Genomic DNA, 16,644 nt, shown 5'->3' on the forward strand with positions numbered 1-16,644 from the left:
CTCCCCAAAGCAGAGCGGATTCTAAGAGTAAACTTTCAAATACGCTAGTTATTTTTACACCTATTTTATGTATGCATCAAGGCAATTGTTTGCTTGTCGTAAAATTGCCGTTTATGGTGCATTTGTAACCACATGTTTTTGTGCGTTGTTTCGCAACAGGGAGCTGATGGTAAGCAAATACGCTATGGCTGACACTTGTATGCCAAAATCAACATTCACTTTACCGATAATTGTGGTTGGGTAGGTATTAATACAAAAAGAAACAAAAGAGTTTTTTACAAACTATACCCACTGGTGATAGTTGTAGCCTGTGCGAGATACGGTTTTGTCGCAGAAAATAAGTACGTTGTATTGATAACCATGCTGATTTGATAGCAGGGTTACTAATGGTTTTACAGAAGGTATGAAGGATGGACAGACAGATTTTGATAAGGAACATTGCCTATATGGAGCGTGAGTTGCTTCAGATGAAAAAAGAACTTGCAGAGCTTGATGCCAAAGTCGAGCAGCAGGAGGGGACATCTTTTACGTCTTGTACTGAAATTACGCAGACATACTGTCATTTTTGACGCATCTGTGAGTGATTCTATCCCTATATTAGTGGTATAAGCGTGCTGAATATATCATCACGCTTTTTCTCATCGGCGATCCTTTCAGTTTGTCTCTGCCTATCCGTTAAATTGAACTTGACGCATTTTGGTGCAGCTTTTCTTCTGTTTTTCACTGTTTTGGTGCGAGCGGGATGGGTTTTGATATTGGCTCTATAAGGATCATTGGCTTACATCTGTGCTTTATTGGTCTGGATATTGCTCTGTTATGAACAGATTAACTGGATTTTAATGGAGCAGGTAATAATGGATGATGTCATTACTGTAATATTGGCGGGTGGGGTAGGTTCGCGTTTAGCACCCTTGACCAAAGAGAGAGCAAAGCCTGCGGTGCCGTTTGGTGGGAAATATCGAATTATAGATTTTACCCTAACAAATTGTCTTCACTCAGGTTTACGGCGAGTACTGGTGCTTACTCAATACAAGTCACATTCATTGCAGAAGCACCTTAGGGATGGGTGGTCGGTCTTTAATCCGGAACTTGGCGAATATATCACCGCCGTGCCTGCACAGATGCGAACGGGTGACTGTTGGTATCAGGGAACAGCAGACGCAATTTATCAAAATTTATATCTTCTTAACCGTAGTGGGGCCAAGTATGTAGTGGTGCTGTCTGGTGACCATATTTATCGAATGGACTATGTACCAATGCTTGAGCAGCATATCGAGACAGGCGCACAACTGACGGTAGCTTGCATGGAGGTGAATAAATCAGAGGCATCATCATTCGGTGTCATGGCGGTAAATAGCGCACAGCAAATATTGAGTTTTGAAGAAAAGCCACAGAACCCTGAGCCATTACCTGATAATCCCGATAAATGTTTGGCTTCAATGGGTATTTATATCTTTTCGATGGAAACACTGGAAACAGAGTTGGAAAAAGATGCTTTGTCTAAAACGTCGTGCCATGACTTTGGGCAGGATATTATTCCGCGATTGATAGACGGAAAACGGGTGTACGCCTATGCGTTTGGTAGCGAAGCTGGTCGAGTGAGCCAAGACGCTTATTGGCGGGATGTTGGTACGCTTGATAGTTATTATCAGGCCAACATGGACTTGCTATCATTGCAGTCGCCAATGGATCTCTATCAAAGTAACTGGAATATCAGAACGTATGAGCCACAGTTACCACCCGCAAGAACCGTTTCATCACCAGCCGGAAATGAAGGGATATTTATCAATTCTATTGTATCGAGTGGCGTGATTATCGAAGGTGGAACAGCCCAAAATTCAATATTATTTCCCAAAGTAAAAATCAATAATAATGCCGTTGTACTCAATTCAATTTTATTTGAAGGTGTAACTGTCGGCGAGGGAGCGATCTTGCAAAATTGTATTGTTGATAAAAACGTTAACATTCCGCCAGGAACAATTATTGGAAAAGATCCCCAACAAGATAAACGGTATTTTTCGCTTTCTTCCCAAGGTGTAGTTGTTGTTGCTGATGGTGATAAGTTCGCATAAACCGTTTGGTGTTATGCGTTATTATTTCAACTGTCAATAATAGAGCTAATCGTGCAGGTGTATTTGATGTTAGCAAATTTATGCTATATGCAAATTCATATAGCATTTCCATTTGGTGAACAAGTTGTTCGCAAGGATGCGTCTATGTTAATTGATTGTTTTGAGGTTATTTTCATATTGATGTTCTCGACAGAAAAAAACAGATCAAGAGCATACTTTCATTAATTCGACATAGATCATGATTAAGTTCACCGTATAGTTGATTAGAGGAAGAGCATAATCAACTCGATGCATGAGTTATTTCCAATTGTCATCATGTTTCTTTTAGGGATAGTTATGGAAACATCAGTTGAACTTTTAAATGATGAAAGCGTTGTATTTAATTACACGACTTTTTTATCCGCATCATGCAAAAAACGTGTGACGTTGGTCGATGCATTGAAGACCTTAATACCCGCTTTTGAAATTTCGTGGTCTTCGTCGATGCCAAATGGAATGAGCGGGTCAGAGAAGTTGCAGTTGCAGGCGCTAAAGGTGTTGTCGACAAGTGTAAGTGATACAAACAATATCATACGCTTGTTACGTTTGGCTCGGGCAGAGCATATTGATGAGTTGATCATTCGACTGCCATATGCGCTGGATGAGGAACAATTGTCAGAGATTGAAACGAGGGCCTGCACTAAGATTATTCAGCTCGATGCTGACGGTGAAGAGTTACGCGCCCATTTGCTTTAGTTGGGAGGGCATACATTTTGAAGGCGTATGAAAATAGAAAAGCCAGCATAATAATGCTGGCTTTTCTATTTGTGGATCATGATGAAAGGTTAAAGCATACCTTGCCATAGCATCCCGGCTGCGCAGAAGGCTGCTACAGTGAGTAGGCTGGCTGCGGTCATTTCCTTCCCTACAAATGGGCGAGTATTAAGCTCTTGTTTAGCCTTAATGTAGAAATACAGGCCCGGTAGATAAAGCAGCGCAGAGAGCAGCAGGTAGTTCAAACCTGAAGCATAAAGTAGCCATAGCCCATACAGGCTTGCACACATTCCAACAATAAGCAGGCCACCACGATTTTTCTGCTCAATGGCAAGTTTTAGTGTATAGGCACCCACAAGGAAGTAGGGCACCAGAATCATCTCTGAAGCGATTGCCAGTAGTGTTTCATAGGTACTGCCAGCGACCATTACAAACAAAAGAGAAAGTTGGATACAGCAGTTAGTTAGTAATAGGGATTTTATCGGACTTCCCGCTTCATTTTGCTGGGCAAATACGGCAGGGAACATCTTGCTGCGAGCACCAAGGTAAGGCGCTTCGGCTGCCAGTACCGTCCAACTCAGGAATGCACCACAGACAGAGATCAGTAAACCACCTCCAATGATAATTTTGCCCCAAGGCCCCAAAATAGTTGTCAGTACCGTTGCCATTGAAGGGTTCTGGTAATGGGCAAGTTCTTGGGTGGAAATCACCCCCATAGAAAGTAGGGTAACAAATACGTAGATGGTTAGCGCTGTTAGCAACCCTAGAATGGTTGCTCGGCCGATATCTCGACGATTGCGGGCACGACTAGATACGACCACTGCGCCTTCTATACCGATGAATACCCACACGGTAATAAGCATGGTGCTTTTGACTTGGGCGACGAGATCGTGTCCATCACCGAAGTGGAGTCCGGTGAAATCAAAAACAAAGGTATCCCACTTAAACGCAATAAACGCGCAAATAATGAATACGCAGAGAGGAATCATTTTGGCGCAGGTTGTGATGAGATTGATCATTGCCGCGGTTTGAACGCCGCGCATGACCAACGCGTGGACAAGCCATAGTAAGACGGATGATCCGATAATGGACAACCATGTGTTGCCCTCACCAAACAGAATCATGTCTGGCTGATCGAATAGCATGCCTAGCGTACTAAATACGATAACGAGATAGGAGACATTCGCCAGCATAGCGCTGAGCCAGTAGCCCCATGCAGAGCAAAATCCGATGAAGTCGCCGAATCCAGCCTGAGCATAGCCGAAAACGCCAGTATCAATTTGAGGTTTTTGTTGGGCGAGGTATTGGAAGGAGAGAGCGAGGAAGATCATGCCGATACCGGTGATGGTCCAGCCAATTATTACTGCAGCAGGGCTTGCTACCGCCGCCATGTTTTGCGGCAAGCTGAATACCCCCGCACCTATCATTGATCCTATGACTAAGGCGGTTAAAGAGCCTAATCCCAGTTTTTTATCCATGTTTCACCCGGTTTAGTGTCTAAATAATTATAGTTTTGGGGTGTATTATGATGGATTTATAGTAGATTGCACGGCCAAAGTGATGCCGATCACTTTATTTATAGATAAAAATACCATTCAAATGTACTGGATCAATAAACCACCTATCCGTTGAAAAAATTGCATCGGTAAAATGGGTTAAGTGGCTGCTTGTGAAATGTATTTTATCCTAAATATGACACCTGTCGGGTAACCATCAAATCATCAAATACCCAAGATACACATGCTTCTTATTTATAAGCATCATTCAGTATAGGTGATGTTTTGCTGGTTTCCGGAGCCATTGTGCCTTTATTAATGGATGGTCATTTGCTGTTTGGCCTGACGGTTGATCACAAAGGCGAAACTTTCGCTGAGGATCGCCGCATCACGAATCGCACCAGAGGTAAAGTCTAGAATATCGCCTGTTACGATAACCGCGCTGCTATTTCCACTCTGCAGGGCTTGGATCATAAGCTCTTGAACACTATGACCTTTTTTATTACACACGACCAATACTTTATTGAGATCAATACCTGCACTTTGTAGTAAATTTTTATCAACCAGTGCTTCGTGGCCGATAAAGGTTACCCAGCGGCTTTGCTGGCTTGCTTGTTTAAGCAGGCGTAGGAAGTAGGCCAATTGTGTCTGTGTATCATCGCTAAAACTGACTTCGATAGGGCACTGCACCTTGATTGAAGATGATGGCGTATGTTCGTGAGAGGCGAATGTTGCTTTATATGCCTGAGAAGCTGAAACCGCATGTAGGTGTTCGAAATGTGTAGCCATAAGTCATCATCCTCAACAGTGTTTTTATATACAGTGCTGTATGTGTGTACAGTAGTTTTATTTGCTAATTGATGCAAGACTTTTTTGAGTGTCTGTTTTTGGTGATTTAGGGAAGATATGAGGCAGTGAAACATTTGTATTTTTATTTAAGATGTTGTTTTTAAAAGATTTATATCGGATGGTTGATGGTTTTTGGGTTGGTGAGTGGTTGTAATCGGTAAATGAATTCATTCATAATTTCGAGATGGAGCACACAGTAGGATGAGTATCTATACAGTAGTTTCATGAGCAGTACTGTACAGTAGTGATCAGTGTGCAAATTGGTGATTATTGCGATGTTGCACTTTATCATTCAGGGGCATTGGTTGGCGGTTGTCATAGAGCATGAATATACGGCAATTAGCGGGATATTGTTGATGCTGTCATGATTTGTAATTAGCCTGTATTTAGTAATAGTAAAAAATACTAGAGCTTAATTTTATATTATGTAGAATTGCCATTGATTATCGTTGGTGTATACCGAAACAGTCTTATTTTATTATATTCTGAATATGAAGAATGCATTGTTTAAATGTGATTGGCAATTAGTTGTATTCTATTGTTAATTCTCTTTACGTTATAAGTCACTATTTGTTCTGGTATTACGCTGCTGATCTCTAACTGGATGGTCGTTATTTTTAGGAATGAAAATGGAAAATATATATAAAGATGCCGTAATAAAAATGGAGAGACTTGAAAAAGAATTTCTCGAATTACCTGAAACGGTAATCGTTGGTGTTGTTGGTGCAAGTGGGCCAGGCGCGGGAAGGAATCCTAAAGATAAATATTGGAACTTAAGTTTTTCTCTTATTGCATGGAAGGAGCTTGGCGGTGAGCTTCATCAATCGCCACTTCTTCTATCCAAGAAAGTGACGGACAATGAGCTAAGAGAGATTCAGATCCGGGTTAAGAAAGAGTCTTTGGTTCAATTCAACGTTAAGCTATCAAAAGTAAGCCCGTTTGGTGACGCTAGAGCACAGCTTATTTCTGTTTTAGACGCTCCGGATGAGGTTGACTTAAAAGCGGCCCTTGAAAAATTCAAAGAACCCGTGGAAATCACGCACCCTGAATTTGGAACCTTAACTCTTGATAAATCAGTGGATTGGTTTGACGGTACCGTTAACTGGTTAGGTGATAGTATCAGGGTGTCCGTGTCTATTGATGACGATACAGGTTCTCCGGAGGGGAGTCTTAGGACGCTGGAAGCCTTGTGTGGTGATGCAAGAAATTGGTCCAAAAAAATCACGGATTATGCGGTATCGTCACTTCTCGAACTAAAGAATGATAATTGGCTAATGGAAGATCAGCACGAATTAACAGAGACAGATTTTATCAATGCGATGAGATTGGATTCAATTACGGTTCATCCTGATGGTGAGTTTGAGTTTTGGCATGATGATGGTGATTTGTTCTTGGGGCATTCAATACTGATTTCTGGTTCATTACAGGATGGTCCAACGGACGCCGATATTCCGGGTTAACAGTTAGTTTGAAACGATAATGATAGTGCCCGTCGTTGGGCACTATATGAAGAGATTGTCGTAACGCTCATCATGTTGCTGTCATCTGGCAAATAGCGTTTGAGATATTAAACAGGGATTCTATTTATGACGAATAAACATTTCCAAGGTAAGTATGAAGTAGAGCTAAAGTATCGTTTACATTCAAAATCTACCTTCTTGGAAACATTGGCAAGTATGCCCCATGAGGTCATGCTGCAAGATAACACTGAAAGCGATTGGTACTTTGACCGGCCCGATAAATCTCTCGAATCTGAAAATAAAAGTCTTTGCATTCGTAGCATGGAGCCATCGGGCATTAAGCTCTGGATTGTAAAAGGCCCAGAGCCGGATAGGTGTGAGGCAACGAATATTACCGATGCCTCTAATGCGAAGAGTATGCTGGAAACGATGGGTTTTGAGGTTGTGCTCAAAGCCGAGAAAACACGCAGTATCTACTTTGTCGGAGAGTTCCATATCACAGTTGATTCACTAGAGGGCATTGGTGATTTTGCTGAATTTGCCATTATGACAAACGATGAGTCGATGTTGGTAGAATACCAGTCCCAGCTTGAAGCGCTGGCGAAACAATTTGGCTTAACGGAATCGGCACTTCAAACCCAGTCTTATAAGCAGATGTTTGCTGAAAAGAGACTGACACTTTAACGAAATATTCAGAGTGAGAGGCAACTTTCATCTTCCTGCGTAACTCTGGTAGCTGTTGGTTTTGAATTGTATTAACAGACAGTATTTCCCCATCAAGATACAGTTCTATTTTTCCTTGTGTCTGGCAGTTTGCGAAACAGTCATTGAGGCGGTTGAGGGCTCGTAGAAACACCTATCATTTAGTATGGAAAGGGGCCTTAGCGATACCGCAGATTTATTGTACTTTTTATTTTTAACCATCATTATGTTATAACATAACAACAAAGGTAAGGAAGTGTTCAGTTAATAGCATGATAAAGCATCTCGTTCATTTAGTACGATACCGTATCCCAACATCGAAAGACGTCTTTCATCCAGTGAGCAATGTTTGGCAACACATAGCCAATTATCATTCAAGGGGCTTGAGTGCAAAAGGTTGGCTGTGGGTGATAGTGGCTTTTTTTGCTCCAGCCGTTCAGGCGCATCCTCATTCTTGGATTGAGATGAAAACGTACATTGAGGGAGGTGATGGAATGATCACCGGTTTTCGAATGGAGTGGTCGTTTGATGCTATGACCTCAGCATATATGTTAGATGGTGAAGATGTTTCACCTGAAAACGAGCAGGAGACATTCCGCAAGCTGTCGGCATCAGTGTTGGAAAATATGAAGTATGAACATTACTTCACCTACTTTTATGATGGTGATAGCCCCGTTAAGTACCGAGTCGCTCACAGCGAGAAACTCACTCGAGATAGATCTCGATTAGTACTCAGCTTTGAACTTCCACTTTCTACTCCTAGAGCCGTTACGCGAGATACGTTGCGCCTGCTTATCTTTGAACCTAGCTATTATGTTGATATGGCGTGGAAACAAGAAGCGGATGTTGTTTTATCTGACGCTCTCGCCCGTCAATGCAAGTTAGAACTGATTGAACCGAATCCGACTTCGGAACAAATGAGTTATGCCATGTCTCTGCCTGCAGATGCCGACCCAGATAATGCGTTAGGGCAGTTATTTACTCAAACTGTCAAAATTTACTGTGCGAGTATTCCTGCCGCGTTAGGTACAAGTAAAGAACAATGAAACCGAGATTGATTGATCCAAAGCGAAACAAGCGGAAAAGGCATCAACAGCAAAGACGTTGGTGTATGGCTACCATCGCCATGTTACTTTTAGCGTTCGAGGTGTATCAGTTGTGGCTGATATGGCCATCACTGGTGGTTGCCAGTATTCAGTGGCAGCGTGAGGTAAATACCCAGCTAGCTGATTTATTATATGATGCAAAAACAAATCCATGGGTTGCTGGTGGGTACCTTGCTGGTTTCAGTTTTCTTTATGGCATGCTGCATTCGCTGGGGCCTGGCCATGGCAAAGTCATTGTGACGACATACCTTGCGACACATCCAGCCAAGGTTAAAGCGAGCTTGATACTGACGGTCGTATCGGCTTTATGCCAGGCCTTGGTGGCAATTGCTTTGGTGAGTGTGTTGGTGTGGGGATTCGGTGCGTCAATGCGTATCGTAAATCAGAAGGCGATGTTTTTTGTGTCCTTGAGCTTTGTGTTGGTTGTTATGTTGGGAGGGTGGATATGCTGGAAATCGATTCGGCAGATGTATCGTTCAATATGCAGTCTTAAGCCTGAGATGGGAACGCTGATACCGATGGCCGAATCATCTGAAACAATGAAACCGTCAATATTGAACGCCAAAATTACGTCTGCAATTTCATTTAACGCACAGCAATCTTCTCATCATTACCATCATGATGGATGTGGGTGTGGTCATCAGCATGTTGCAGATGCTGATGCAATTAATCGGGCTTCTACTTGGCGAGAGTATATTGGTATTGTTGCGTCTATTGGGGCTAGGCCTTGTACTGGGGCCATTATGGTACTTCTGTTTGCCAATATGGTAGAGCTGTACTGGATGGGTGTCGTGAGTGCGGTGGTGATGGCGGCAGGGACCGCACTCACGACATCTATTATTGCGATGATGACATTATCAGGTAAGCATTTAGTCAAACGTTATCTGATCATAGGTAGCCGTTCTTGCAAGGGGAGATGGGAAATAGCAGGTTATTCCCTTCAGCTTCTAGGGGGTGTATTGCTGGTGGTGATTGGCCTATTGTTAATGAGTGGGCAGGATCACGGTATATCTCCGGTGTTTTCGATGTAATATTCTCAATACTGTTTAGTTTAATCTGTGTTGTCCGAGGGACGTTATGGCTGGGATTAAATTTAATGTATTTGGCAAGATAATCTCAGTGCATCGTAAGGAAGGGGAATGGTTGTTATTCATTGAATCAGATACATCCATGCGAGTTAGGGTCTATGATGTGATTATTCCCTCTGAGTTGGAAGAAGGGGTGTTAGCATCATATTTGTTTGATATTTATCATGAAAATGCCAATCAAAAATATGTCAGTGTAGAAAGGCTACGACAGATCTGATAAGGCTACCTGAAAACAGGTGGTTTTATTGAATAACTAAAAATATAAGAAGCAGGCGCATTATGTGCCTGCTTTTTTTGTGAATCTCTCATCGTTATGCCTTATATCAATAAAGAGTTAAGTTGATAAGAAACAAGCAATTTAGTGTAGTGAAGTCAGTTATACTTCAGTGAGTTTGATTTCTGATGCAAACTTAGTCAATAAATGGATATTTTAATTAGAGACTGACAAATGATATTAAGTAGTGGTGAAAACTTGAGTAATATCGCGCGATTGATAATGGATGAAGATATTGATGGCCTAGAGAAAGCGTTTTCGGCTCTGAATATCAATGATGACATTAAATTTTCTGATTATACCGCTGGAACACCACTTCAGTTGGCAATATCTGAAGGAAAAAAGAGCGTTATTAGCTGGCTTATTTCACAAGGTGTGAATTTGAATGATGAGGGTTCACCGTCAATGGTGATCGCTGCGCAGCATGGCTCGCCAGAGCTCCTGTCAATATTACTAACACATGGCGCTGATATTAATGCTATCTCGAAACCGATTGGAAAGAGTGCGCTAAAAGCAGCAATCTATGCCAACAAAATTGATTTGGTGAAGTGGGTGATTGCGAACGGTTATGACTTAAAAGCAGATGGGTCAAGCCTTAGGTTGGCAGTTTACCGGCAATTTCATCAGGCGGTGGAATTATTAATTGAAACCGGTGTGGATGTTAACCTGAGTCAACCAGATAGTATCTTTCCTTATAATTCCACTCCCGTTCAGGTTGCCGTTGAACAAGGTGATATGTCACTCGTTAAGCTGCTAGTTAAGCATGGTGCAGATGTCACAATAAAGAATGTGTACGGAGATAGGCCTTTTACCATTGCCTGCCAAAATGATAATGCTGAGATGCAGGTATATTTAAAATCACTAGAGCCCGCCCAGTGGCATGATATTGGTGAAAGATCCGCTTATTTCCTGTCTTTGGGCGTTTCTCTGGAATGCGTTGAATTTTTGAAGGGCATGACGCGTAAAGTTGAAATCGATGATAGTTATGATGTTGGATATGTCGTTTTCAACAACCTTGTCACCTGTAAAGAGTTTGAGTGGGAAGGAGAGCAACTTATTGATTTGCTTCATGAGGTCGACAATTTTGATTCGACCGGATTTTTGGTTTGGAATGTGCGAGAGAGGTGTCTGGGAACGTTGGATTATGAGCATGAAGAGTATAAAACTCTTGGTTCGTGGGAGTGTTTTATGGCTGATCCCGCCGCGATCATTGAGTCTATTCTAGAATAAGCCTTAGTACGCTACTTATGATGATAGGCCGACTCTTCATGATTATCGGTTTATCAGCAATCAGATTTCGAAAAAAGCAGGCATATGTAATGCCTGCTTTATGTTTTTTATAGTGTATTACTGGTTGTGCTTGGAGTAGACCATTGTGCGCCCGTTTTTATCGAAAGCGAGCACATTGTAAGGATCTTTCTGATCGCCGTATTCCATACCCGGCGAGCCCATTGGCATTCCACCCACAGCCAAGCCGATCATGCGGGTCGGCTTGCTATCAAGAAAGCGCTTAATGTCGCTGGCCGGAATATGCCCTTCAAAGGTATAGCCGTTAATTTCAGCGGTATGGCATGATGCGTATTCAGGGCGAACACCTAGCTTGATTTTGGTTGGCGTTAGGTTTTCTTCATAAGCCATTTCCAGTTCGAAGCCGTTTTCATTCATGTGTTTGACCCATTCCTTACAGCAACCACAGTAAGGGGATTGGTAGTTTGTCCCTTTGATTGCTGTGGCTGAAGCAAATGCACTAGTTGTAAGCAGGGATAGGGCAAGCAGAGTCTGTGTTTGGCGTTTCATATCGATTTCCTCAAAGTACAAAATTTAAAACATTGATAGACAGACGTGTAATGGCACGGTTTGTGACCCTGTCACGTCGTTGTGATTGACAATGGTTTAGGCGTACATTGGGGGGCGATAGATCACCGGCTTGTTGCTGATGCGATCTCCGCTTTGAGCGTCAAAGGTGTGTCCTGTTGGCAGTAACTCGAATGATAGAGTAGATGGCAATATAGCGGCCAAAAAGGCACTTCCAATCTGGTGGCAATTCAGATCATTGCAACAAGAGATCGATACATCTGACGAGTTATCGATACCGGGATAATGACATGTAGAAAAGCTGGTGGAATTGGCTGAAGCGCAGCAGTCCGTTGCTATAGGAAGTTGCTGCGATGAATGACAAGGCATTCCTGCCGACATATTTCCTAAGGGTTGTGCGACAGATGTAATGGTCGTCGATGTAAATAGCATCGTGATTGCAATCAGCACTGCGACAGATTTTGCAATAACTTGATGTAAAAACATAGGAAGCCTTAAGAAGTAGTAGGCTGACATTATAGACAAGGTTAGCGATATTCGACAATGGTCGAGTTAGCTGATTGCAAAAAACTTACGCAAATAACTTCTACAAAAATGGTTTCATGAATCTTATCAGGCCAGTTTATTCTTTTTGCCTTTGTTAGTAGGCAATCACGTCTACGGCCTTGTGCTACATGGGTTCAGACTTTATCAAGACTAACGGAGCCCTGACAATTTGATAGGATGAATCAGGTTAAATACATGCAATTAAAAAATACCAAGTGCTAGGAAATTTTGGGATGCAATATACAGAACAAGACCGGCAGGTCCTTCATGATACATGGATGAGCTACAAGGCAAAAATGCGCGTAACTCAAATTGAAATGGCGAAAAAACTGGGTGTTAGCCAGTTGGTGTTTTCCGATATTTTGCGAGGGAAAATGCCGCTGGAGTCGCGGTTTGTGAATCAATTCTGTACGTATATTGGTGTTGATCCGGTTCTGACCCTGCCATCATTGCGCCACCAGATGGGTGGGGATATGCCGGGTTCGGTTACATTAACCAATAAGTTTATCGTTGATGGTGATATTAAGTCTGTTCACTATAGCGGTAATCAAATTGTGGTTGAATATGTGCACAATGTTAACGCCAGTTAGCATTTGGCTGGCCGCGCATGAATGGCCTGCATTTATGCGTTACCATTAAAAAGCCCTCTATGGAGGGCTTTTGGCTTTTTAGTGTTATGAATTGCCGTTCACGGCCGGTGCTTGCCTGGGATTAAACAAAGGCGTATTTAAGAACTCAGGTGTGAATAGATATAGCAGGGCGGCGGCTAAAATGGATGCAATAATATCTGAAGGCCAGTGCATACCTAGCCAGATACGGCTAAAGCCCACTCCGATCCCCCAAGTAATGATTGCCGCAGTTGCAATCCAGTGTTTGCGACGCAGAAGATATCCTCCCCAGAATGCAATGCATACCGCTGCAAAAATAGAGTGGCCAGAAGGCAGCGAGTAGTTGGTTTCACCTTGCCAGTGCGCAATACGCCAATGACTTACCGAAGCCTGTGCTAATTCTACGACTTTATCCTTTTGTGCTTGGTCTAGGGCGTAAAATGACTCGGGAGAATCAATCAGGTTTAATGCTTGCAATTCGTAGGTATACGGACGAGCTACTTCAGTAATATGTTTGAGGGTTGTCTTGGTGGCAAAACTCATGATGAGCAGTATGGCAAATTGGCAGGCCACTTTCATGACTTCTTGCTTTGTGCTTTTTCGGGCAATGGGAATCAGCAGCAGTAAGCTAACGGTGATTAAAAATCCGGGGTTGCCGGCTGAGTGGGTTAGAGCTGTAAATAGACTGCCAGTAACATCGGATACCGAGCCTGTTAGGTTGGCTTGTGGGTAAATCATCAAAATACCAGACATCAGTGTGGCGAATGTCAGTAAACAGATGAGTCCTGGAATTTTTTGGTGAAAATATGCACGCATTGTTGTCATGCTCTAAAAGAATTTCAAAGAAAGAATGATGTTAGCAAAGGATACGGCTCACAACGTAAAAAAAATGTCATTTTCGTCGTGAAAATATTCCGCTATTTTCAGTATGGCTCTGGGAGAGAGGAATATATGAAAATAGCGTTAATCGGGTTGGGAGACATCGCTCAAAAAGCGTATCTTCCTGTGCTTATGCATCGGATGGATGTGGAGTGGGTTCTGTGTTCTCGGCAACCCAAAGTGGTTGAGTTGCTGGCCCGCCAATATCGGATTTCACAGGTTGCAACGGACTATCGTCAATTGCCATCAATGGGCGTTGATGCCGTGATGGTGCACAGCGCAACGGTATCTCATTATGAGATTGCTCATTATTTTTTGAATGCCGGTATTCCTGTCTTCGTCGATAAGCCTCTGTGTGACACTTATGAAGAGTGCGATGCGCTGTATGACTTGGCCGAGAAAAAGAAGCAGCCTTTGTTTGTTGGCTTTAATCGTCGTTACATTCCTCTATATCAACAGCATTTGGTTGGTTTGAACTCGATAGGTGCACAAGGCGAAGGACTAGAGGCGAGTGGGCTTCGATCACTAACGTGGGAAAAACATCGCCACAATTTACCGGGACATGCTCGAACTTTTGTGTTCGATGATTTCATCCACCCATTGGACAGCGTCAATCAACCTTGTTGTGTCAATCCTCAAGACCTGTATATATCACAGCAAAGGATCACCGGCAGTGATGGCCACACCCTTTTAGCTCGGTTAGATGTGCAGTGGCAGCAAGGGGGCATATTGTTTCATGCGTCAATGAACCGTTGCCATGGGGCTACGATGGAGAGTGTGTCCGCCAATTATGTCAATAGGAGCTATCGGTTTGATAGTTTTTGCGATGGTATTAAATGGGAAGATGGCGTCGAGTATCGTTTAAAACAGGCGGATTGGACGCCGATGCTCGAGAGCAAAGGCTTCTCGGCAATGATTGAGCATTGGCTCCAAGTAGTGAAGGACGGTGAATTACCATTGGTATTGGCTGAACGCAACTTGCGTAGCCATCGACTGGCGCAGTATATCCTTCAGCAGTTAGAGTGATTGTGGGGAGATGTCCCATCGATAGCGATCAGAAAGCCCAAGCAAATGCTTGGGCTTTTTGATCGTCTAAAAGAAGAAATCGATCCGCCCTGGTTGTTTTGTGAACGCGTGTTTGGTTGTATTTTGTTCCTTCTTACTATTTATATTTTGAGTTCAAAACAAAAGAGTTGTAATGGAATAATCGTCAGCTAACTGCTTAAAATCGCTGGAATAAATATATTGAACAATGTTACTGGATTGTTTTAATTACCGTAAGTTGCAGGATATTAAGAGATATTTCACTGGAAAGGGAGGTGATGTGCTGGTAAAGTACCGCCCCTCACACAAACCGTGAGAGAATTATGTACTGCAATCCCCATAAAGGTAGCGACAAAAAAGTTTCTGTTCTAACGATTAGTTTCTTAGGGCTCTTCCTTCTTTTCTCCTTCTATGATTTAACCCTCTTTAGCCAATGGATCAATTCCGCGTTTGCGGCATCGACTGAAATGTTTGGTCAGTTTTGGCAGTGGTTGATGGTCTTGAACTTGGTACTTGCTGTTGGTATCGCCTTGAGCAAATACGGCCGAGTACGCTTGGGGGGGCAAGCCAAGCCAACTATCGCGACGTTTCGTTGGTTAGCTATGATTATGTGTACCTTGCTTGCGGGCGGTGGTGTATTTTGGTCAGCGGCTGAGCCAATTTATCATTTCATGACTACGCCTCCGAGCTTTGATGGTATTGCAGCCAGTAGCGAGGCAGCCGTCGTTCCTGCTCTGAGCCAAAGTTTCATGCATTGGGGATTTCTTGCGTGGGCGGCATTGGGGACGTTGTCGACCATTGTATTGATGCATGCACACCATCAGGGTGGGGTTAAGTTACGTCCACGTGCATTGCTGTACCCGTTGGTTGGTAAGCGTCTGGAAAACCACTGGCTTGGTTCTGTGATTGATGCGTGTTCGATCATTGCCGTTGCGGCAGGTACGATTGGTCCGATTGGCTTCTTGGCTTCGCAGCTGGGTTATAGTTTGGAAGTGGTTGCAGGTGTCACGAATAGTACTAGCACTCAGTTGATCATTCTGGCTGTGGTTGTGGGTATCTATTCGATCTCGGCATTTACCGGCATGGACAAGGGTCTGCAATGGTTAAGCCGCTTCAATGTTATCGGGGCATTTGCTCTGCTTCTGATTATGTTGCTGTTTGGTCCTACGGCATTTATTTTTGAGCACTTTGGTATGGCGTTTGGTCATTACTTGCAGCAATTACCTGCGATGAGTGTCAATGCGGCTGATCCAGCATGGAGCCAATGGTGGACATGGTTCTTCTGGGGCTGGTTTATTGGTTTTGCCCCGATGATGGCTATTTTTATTGCCCGTATTTCTGCTGGCCGAACTGTTCGCGAGTTGGTGCTGACGATTGCGATAGCTGCACCTATTGTGACGAATTTCTGGTTTACCGTACTTGGCGGAACGGGCATCTATTTCGAGCTGATGCAGCCAGGAAGTATTTCTGGTCCATTGGCTGATTCCGGTCTGCCTGCTGTATTGTTGGCATCGTTGGCTCAGTTACCATTTAGCGATCTGTTGATCCCGGCATTTTTGGTGCTGACCACCACGTTCGTAGTAACGACTGGAGACTCAATGGCGTATTCCATTGCTATGGTGACAACAGGTGATCAGCAGCCGTCAAAGGCAAACCGTTTGTTCTGGGCTGTCGCAATGGGTGTGATTGCCGCTGTTTTGCTCGTAGCGGGTGAAGGGGGACTCAATGCCTTGCAGTCATTTATCGTGATTACTGCGGTACCTGTATCGTTATTGCTGGCTGCAACATTGCTGACGGGTCCAATGGCTGTAATGAAAATGCATGCGCAGGCGAATGAATCTGAAGCGGTGAAAGAGCAGTCATGGCACCAAGGTGAGGTAGCCAGCTCGTCATCATAATGCAGGCTGCATATTCATTGTTGCTCTAATACTAAACCGGCTCTTTTGTTGAGA

The 16,644-nt window shown here is 43.3% G+C and carries 16 protein-coding genes; 12 read left to right on the top strand and 4 right to left on the bottom strand.

Annotated elements, in window-relative coordinates; translation table 11 throughout:
• Window positions 1-410 precede the first annotated feature (410 nt).
• The 3 genes from ABT56_RS23875 (at window position 411) to ABT56_RS06675 (ending at window position 2,807) form a co-directional block, all read left to right on the top strand.
• On the top strand, window positions 411-569 hold the full coding sequence (locus ABT56_RS23875; protein ID WP_157037789.1) for a hypothetical protein: 159 nt from the start codon (window positions 411-413) through the stop codon (window positions 567-569).
• A gap of 285 nt (window positions 570-854) precedes the next feature.
• Complete coding sequence (gene glgC, locus ABT56_RS06670; RefSeq protein ID WP_047878069.1) at window positions 855-2,072, top strand: glucose-1-phosphate adenylyltransferase; 1,218 nt, start codon at window positions 855-857, stop codon at window positions 2,070-2,072.
• A gap of 336 nt (window positions 2,073-2,408) precedes the next feature.
• Window positions 2,409-2,807, top strand: coding sequence for a hypothetical protein (locus ABT56_RS06675; protein WP_047878070.1), 399 nt, complete (start codon window positions 2,409-2,411; stop codon window positions 2,805-2,807).
• An 89-nt stretch (window positions 2,808-2,896) separates the two neighbouring features.
• Here the strand turns inward: ABT56_RS06675 and ABT56_RS06680 are convergent, their stop codons facing one another.
• Window positions 2,897-4,303: a basic amino acid/polyamine antiporter gene (locus tag ABT56_RS06680; protein WP_047878071.1), complete on the bottom strand. Its 1,407-nt coding sequence runs from the start codon at window positions 4,301-4,303 to the stop codon at window positions 2,897-2,899.
• A 333-nt stretch (window positions 4,304-4,636) separates the two neighbouring features.
• Window positions 4,637-5,110 (bottom strand): cell division inhibitor SulA, encoded by a 474-nt coding sequence (locus ABT56_RS06685; protein ID WP_047878072.1) that lies wholly within the window; start codon window positions 5,108-5,110, stop codon window positions 4,637-4,639.
• 689 nt (window positions 5,111-5,799) lie between these two features.
• Between ABT56_RS06685 and ABT56_RS06690 the strand changes: the two genes are divergently transcribed.
• The 6 genes from ABT56_RS06690 to ABT56_RS06715 all read left to right on the top strand — a co-directional run bounded on the left by ABT56_RS06690 (window position 5,800) and on the right by ABT56_RS06715 (window position 11,030).
• Complete coding sequence (locus ABT56_RS06690; RefSeq protein ID WP_047878073.1) at window positions 5,800-6,630, top strand: DUF2262 domain-containing protein; 831 nt, start codon at window positions 5,800-5,802, stop codon at window positions 6,628-6,630.
• Window positions 6,631-6,756: 126 nt separating this feature from the next.
• Window positions 6,757-7,314 carry a class IV adenylate cyclase gene (gene cyaB / locus ABT56_RS06695; protein WP_047878074.1) on the top strand — a complete coding sequence of 186 codons (558 nt, stop codon included), beginning with the start codon at window positions 6,757-6,759 and terminating at the stop codon, window positions 7,312-7,314.
• 290 nt (window positions 7,315-7,604) lie between these two features.
• Entirely contained in the window at window positions 7,605-8,378 is a 774-nt protein-coding gene (locus ABT56_RS06700) for a DUF1007 family protein (RefSeq protein WP_084722178.1), read from the top strand.
• Window positions 8,379-8,443: 65 nt separating this feature from the next.
• Window positions 8,444-9,469 carry a nickel/cobalt transporter gene (locus tag ABT56_RS06705; protein ID WP_047878075.1) on the top strand — a complete coding sequence of 342 codons (1,026 nt, stop codon included), beginning with the start codon at window positions 8,444-8,446 and terminating at the stop codon, window positions 9,467-9,469.
• A gap of 46 nt (window positions 9,470-9,515) precedes the next feature.
• The gene (locus tag ABT56_RS06710) at window positions 9,516-9,743 is read left to right on the top strand and encodes a DUF7661 family protein (protein ID WP_047878076.1); all 228 of its coding nucleotides are present in this window, start codon (window positions 9,516-9,518) and stop codon (window positions 9,741-9,743) included.
• A 279-nt stretch (window positions 9,744-10,022) separates the two neighbouring features.
• Window positions 10,023-11,030, top strand: coding sequence for an ankyrin repeat domain-containing protein (locus tag ABT56_RS06715; protein WP_169753887.1), 1,008 nt, complete (start codon window positions 10,023-10,025; stop codon window positions 11,028-11,030).
• Window positions 11,031-11,147: 117 nt separating this feature from the next.
• On the opposite strand, the gene ABT56_RS06720 is transcribed toward ABT56_RS06715, so the two are convergent.
• Window positions 11,148-11,597 carry a DUF411 domain-containing protein gene (locus ABT56_RS06720; RefSeq protein ID WP_047878078.1) on the bottom strand — a complete coding sequence of 150 codons (450 nt, stop codon included), beginning with the start codon at window positions 11,595-11,597 and terminating at the stop codon, window positions 11,148-11,150.
• 797 nt (window positions 11,598-12,394) lie between these two features.
• Between ABT56_RS06720 and ABT56_RS06725 the strand changes: the two genes are divergently transcribed.
• A complete protein-coding gene (locus ABT56_RS06725) occupies window positions 12,395-12,751 on the top strand; it encodes a helix-turn-helix domain-containing protein (RefSeq protein WP_047878079.1) in 357 nt (118 codons plus the stop codon).
• An 84-nt stretch (window positions 12,752-12,835) separates the two neighbouring features.
• Here ABT56_RS06725 and ABT56_RS06730 read toward each other — a convergent pair whose 3' ends face one another.
• On the bottom strand, window positions 12,836-13,585 hold the full coding sequence (locus tag ABT56_RS06730) for a phosphatase PAP2 family protein (RefSeq protein ID WP_047878080.1): 750 nt from the start codon (window positions 13,583-13,585) through the stop codon (window positions 12,836-12,838).
• Window positions 13,586-13,720: 135 nt separating this feature from the next.
• On the opposite strand from ABT56_RS06730, the gene ABT56_RS06735 reads away from it, so the two are divergent.
• Both ABT56_RS06735 and ABT56_RS06740 read left to right on the top strand, forming a co-directional pair.
• Entirely contained in the window at window positions 13,721-14,674 is a 954-nt protein-coding gene (locus ABT56_RS06735; protein WP_047878175.1) for a Gfo/Idh/MocA family protein, read from the top strand.
• A gap of 341 nt (window positions 14,675-15,015) precedes the next feature.
• Complete coding sequence (locus ABT56_RS06740) at window positions 15,016-16,590, top strand: BCCT family transporter (protein ID WP_047878081.1); 1,575 nt, start codon at window positions 15,016-15,018, stop codon at window positions 16,588-16,590.
• Window positions 16,591-16,644 lie beyond the last annotated feature (54 nt).

The sequence above is a fragment of the Photobacterium aquae genome (assembly GCF_001029445.1).
Lineage (GTDB): Bacteria > Pseudomonadota > Gammaproteobacteria > Enterobacterales > Vibrionaceae > Photobacterium > Photobacterium aquae.